The sequence below is a fragment of the Limnobaculum eriocheiris genome (assembly GCF_021010575.1).
GTDB lineage: Bacteria > Pseudomonadota > Gammaproteobacteria > Enterobacterales > Enterobacteriaceae > Limnobaculum > Limnobaculum eriocheiris.
Map to the genome: position 1 here is coordinate 1 of NZ_JAJNAG010000079.1, position 5,248 is coordinate 5,248.

2 protein-coding genes and 1 pseudogene are annotated in these 5,248 nt (G+C 49.8%); all 3 read left to right on the forward strand.

Translation table 11 applies throughout. From position 1 onward, the window contains the following. Window positions 1–110 (forward strand): annotated as a pseudogene (locus tag LPW36_RS17375) (integrase); the annotation flags it as partial. A gap of 457 nt (window positions 111–567) precedes the next feature. Then, on the forward strand, window positions 568–2,310 hold the full coding sequence (locus LPW36_RS17380; RefSeq protein ID WP_420844814.1) for a ShlB/FhaC/HecB family hemolysin secretion/activation protein: 1,743 nt from the start codon (window positions 568–570) through the stop codon (window positions 2,308–2,310). A gap of 22 nt (window positions 2,311–2,332) precedes the next feature. Continuing rightward, window positions 2,333–5,248 (forward strand): two-partner secretion domain-containing protein (locus LPW36_RS17385; RefSeq protein ID WP_230611840.1); only part of this gene is annotated, 2,916 nt, incomplete at its 3' end.

Consider the following 5,248-nt stretch of genomic DNA (forward strand, 5'->3'; position numbering starts at 1 on the left):
TGAATGAATACAACAGTGAGCGGCCCCATGAATCCCTGAATAACCTGACACCGGAAGAATACCGGCTGATGGCTGAAAACCCAGAAATCTCAAAAAGTATGTGGTACTAAAATGGGTGTGCTTACAAACCCTTCGCCATTATTACGAATGATCGGAACATAGATACTGAACGCCATGAAACTTAGTCCTGAATCGATTGAAGATTTATTATTTTTTAATTTTAATCTACCAGTTTATTGGTGTTGTATTGATCGTTTGTTTCGATCGTGATTGTTGGAATTGATCGGTTTTAACGATCATTCATTTTTATATATAAACAGTATGAACCTTCAGTTTTCGGTTTCATCGTATTGTTGCTGAGTTTAAAAATATTCAGTCATGCGTTTGTATCAAGAATTGACATTTATCCCATAGCCATTCTCAGACAAATAACTGGTAATTTTACTAGGTATGAATTAAGCGATAATATCTTTACAATTAGCATTGAGCTTCTTAATAATTTATTATAATCAAGTGCAAAGTAATTAGTTGAATATTTATTGCTCTGCTAACCACCATGGATAAGGTATGTCTTTAAAAGAAAGTTACGTGTGGAAATGTTTTACCTACTTATATTCATCAACGTGTTTACCTACAATTAGAACAATTATTTTCTCATTAAGTGCTCTTGGTCTTTTGAGTTTTTCTTTGTCTGTTTATAGCGAACCATTAAGTCCTGCAGAACGAGGGGATATCGAACTACAACAACGCGACATCCTGTTGCAAAACCAGCAGCAACGAGAAGATTTAGAACGTAATGCAGAACTACGCACCTCACCACAAATATCAATATCAACACCAGAAGTACAAGGTCCCCGCTTCCTTATTTCTCAAATCAATATTGAACAGGCAATGCATTTGCCGGAAAAAGAAAAAAATCAACTGGTTCAACCTTATATCAACCAATGCATTGGCATCTCACAAATATCCAAACTGGTTGAAGATATTTCAGAGTGGTATATCAGCCGTGGCTACATTACCAGTCGGGCTTTTTTAACCGAACAGGACCTCTCTTCCGGCGAACTAAATATCCGGGTGCTGGAGGGCAAACTGGAAAAAGTACTGCTGGAAGGTGAATCCACCACCGCCCTTCGTATGGCATTTCCCGGTCTGGAAGGGAATATTTTTAACCTGCGGGATATAGAGCAGGGGATGGAGCAGATTAACCGGGTGCGTACCGTTCCGGTACAGATTGAAATCTTACCGGGCAGCGAGCAGGGGCTTTCGGTGGTGAATCTGTCGGCTACCCCGGAATTTCCGCTGAGTTTCACACTGGGCTTTGATAACAGCGGCCAGAAAAGTACCGGTACCGGGCAGATGAACAGCTCAGTTACCGGCAATAATCTACTGGGAATAGCCGATAAGTGGTTCGTTAACGGTGCCAAAAGCAGTGATTTGTCTAACAGCCACGATGCTCAAAGCTTACAGGCCAGCCTCAGCGTACCTTATGGTTACGCCCTGTTTGATTACAGTTACTCCTGGAGTGACTACCTGAGCAGTATTGATAACCGTGGCTATTACTGGCGTTCGCGGGGGGATACCCAGACCCATCGTCTCAACAGCAGCTGGACGCTGTATCGCGACGGGGATATTAAAACGGGGCTTTCCTTAGGCATCACCCATCGCATCAGCCGTAACTATCTTAATGATGTGCTGTTACAAAGCAGCAGCCGCAAGCTCTCCAGTGTCACTGTGGGTATTAACCACGGTCAAAAATTATGGGGTGGTTTTGCCACGCTCAATCCGGCTTACAGTCAGGGTGTGCCATGGCTGGGGGCTGAAGATGATGACGGAAAACCTTCCGGTGCACCTAAAGCAGAATTCTCTAAATGGAGCCTGTCCGGCAGTTACTATTTTCCGTTAAGCGAGCGGGTTACCTGGTTAAGCAGCGTATACGGTCAGTGGACCCCGGACCGGTTGTACGGCAGTGAACGCTTAACCATTGGCGGAGAAAGCTCGGTCAGAGGGTTTAAAGAGCAGTATCTGGCGGGTGACAGCGGTGGCTACTTGCGAAATGAACTGAATACCTACCTGTTTACTATGCCGGTCATGGGGCAGGTGAGCCTGGTGACCGCGGTGGATGGTGGTTACCTGCATCACGACAGTCTGGATAAATATGCCTCCGGTACCCTGTGGGGGGCGGCAGTGGGATTGTCTACGGCTCATCGCCATGTTTCCAGCAGTTTTACTGTATCAAAGCCATTGAAATATCCGGACTGGCTGGAACCAGACCGGTACTCCGTCTATTACCGCATTGGACTGATGTTTTAATTAAACACACGGGATAACAACAATGAAAAACAACATGGAAGTGTTACCAGTTTCAACTCGCCGCCGTGTACTGAGCTATCTGATTAGCGTGCTGTTGTGTATTCAGCCAATGGCCCCGGCACTGGCGGCAGGGATAGATGTCGCCGGTGGCAATACCTCAACGGATAATGCGGCTAACGGTGTACCGGTGGTGAATATCGCCACGCCAAACGGCGCTGGTGTCTCTCATAACCAGTATCAGAACTTTAACGTCGGTAAAGAAGGGCTGATTCTAAACAATGCCACAGAGGCACTGAATCAGACTCAACTGGGCGGACTGATTCAGAATAACCCCAACCTGAAAGCCGGACAGGAAGCGAACGCCATTATCAATGAGGTGGTGGGTGCCAATCGTTCGCAGCTCCAGGGGTATACCGAAGTGGCGGGTAAACAGGCCAATGTGATGGTGGCTAACCCGTACGGTATCACCTGTAACGGCTGCGGGTTTATCAATACGCCAAATGTCACGCTGACCACCGGTAAACCGGTGCTGGATGCGCAGGGCAATGTGCAGGCCCTGGAAGTCAGTAAGGGCACGATTACCATTGAAGGGCAGGGGCTGGATGCCAGCAACAGCAGTTCACTGGCGATTATCTCCCGTGCCACCGAAGTCAATGCGGCGGTCTATGCGAAAGATTTAAGCGTTATCAGCGGCAGTAACCGGGTAGGTAGTGACGGGAGTATTACCCCGATTGCCGGAGACGGTGCAGCACCGAGAGTGGCGATTGATACCGGCGCATTAGGCGGCATGTACGCCAACCGTATTCATATGGTGTCCAGCGAAAAGGGCGTCGGGGTTAACCTGGGTAATCTGAATGCCCGACAGGGCGATATCCAACTGGATGCTAACGGTAAACTGACGCTGAATCATACGCTGTCTCAGGGCAACCTGACGGTGCAGGCCGATGAGCTGGCGCTACAGGGCAATCATAAAGCGGGGGGCGATATCCGCTTAACCAGCCGTGGTCAGACTGACATCAGGCAAGGGGCAGTCTCATCGGCGGGTAACGTCACGCTTAACAGTCAGGGGCAGATAACGGTTGGCAATGGCACTGTAGCTGCCGGTAATAACGTTAACCTGAGCAGCCAGCAGAGCCTGCAACTGACCAATGCCAGCGTGGCGGCAGGGGTGGACGCACAGGGTATGGTCGGCAGTCAGGGTACAGTCCAACTGGATGCACAGCATCAGTTATGGAACAACAGCCAGATTTCTGCCGGTCAGGTAAAGGCCAGAGGCCAGCAGACCATACAGCAGGATGCTGCTTCCCGTGTAACCGGTTTGACCAACGTCAGTCTTGAGGGTGGCCATCTGGCGCTGGATGGTAACGTCAGCGCCGGACAGAATATCGCGTTGAGTGGAACCCGTCTGCAAACCGGCGCACAGTCAAAAATTCAGGCTCAGCAAAATCTGAATGTGGTAACCACGGAACGGGTTGACAGTCTGGGTGAGATGAGTTCCGGCAATACCCTGTCATTATCCACCGCTGAATGGGTCAATCAGGCGCTGTTTGCCACCAACGGCAACAGCACCATTAATGTTACTTCACTGAACAATCAGGGCAAAATTCAGGCTCAGGGCTCACAGAATATCACCGCCGGAACGGTAAATAACGGCGGCATCATGCTGTCCGGTGCTCAGACAACGCTGACGGCGGATAACGTCACGCTGTCCGGTAGCCTGGGGTCACAGCAGACATTGAACCTGACCGCACGTCAGTGGCTGAAGGTTGAACCATCGGGCCTGTTGCTCAGCGATGGCAGAATGACCCTTGAGTCTGCGCGCATTGATTTGGCGGGTTCGGTTAAAGCTCAGAATGATATCCGGGTGAATAGCACCACCCTGAATACCCTCGCGGGAAGTCAGCTGTTAAGTGATGGCCATATTGCGGTGATGGCTTCTGCCAGCACCTTAGCCGGACTGATTTCTACCGGGGGTACCTTCTCGCTGGATTCACCGTTATTAACGGCGTTGGAGACGGCCCATATTCAGGCGCGTCAGGGTATGATTCTGAATGCCAGTCAGAGTGCGTTATTGCAGGGGACACTGGCTTCCGGTGGCGGCCTGACCTTAACCAGCGCGAATATTAATCAACTGGGCATCATGCAGTCTGATGCCGGGCTGACACTTAACGGCACCACCATTCAGCAGCAGGGCACATTGCAGGGGCAAACCGTTACGATTAACGGGCAGACCCTCACCAACAGCGGCACGGTGCTGGCGCTGAATCAACTGGATATTAATACCCAACTGACCGATAACCAGAGCAGCGGCAGGCTGTTCAGCGGCGGTAATCTGACATTAATCAGCGATGTGTTAAACCACGCCGGTCAGATACTGGCATTAACGGATATCTCGGTTGGTCTTAATCAGGATTTCACCCACAACAGCACCATCGCGGCGGGCAATTCACTTTCTCTTAGTACCTCAGGTGCACTGACGCAAAACGGTACTTTGCAGGGGCAAAGCGTCAGTCTGAGCAGTGGCGGCCTGTTGACCAGTCAGGGAAATATTGCTGCCGGTACGGGGGTTCTTAAGTTAAGCGGTGCGGACATTGTACTGGGGGACAACAGTAATCTTCAGTCCGGCGGCAATATTGAGATAACCAGCCAGAACTCGATTGTACACAGTGGTTTTACCGGTGCGGGTGGTGATTTACTGCTGAGCGCGGTCAACAACATTACCAACAGCTCCCTGCTGTATGCCGCAGGGGATATGCGGTTGTTTGCTGACAACATCAGCAACCTGAAAGGGGATATTCTTGCGGGTAATAGCCTGTGGATGCAGAAGGATGCGGCAGGGAATGCCAACAGTCTGGTGCTGAACCGTTCAGGGACGATTGAGACCTATGACGGTGATATTACGATTAATACGGGACGGTTCAAAAATAGTTATTTTGAT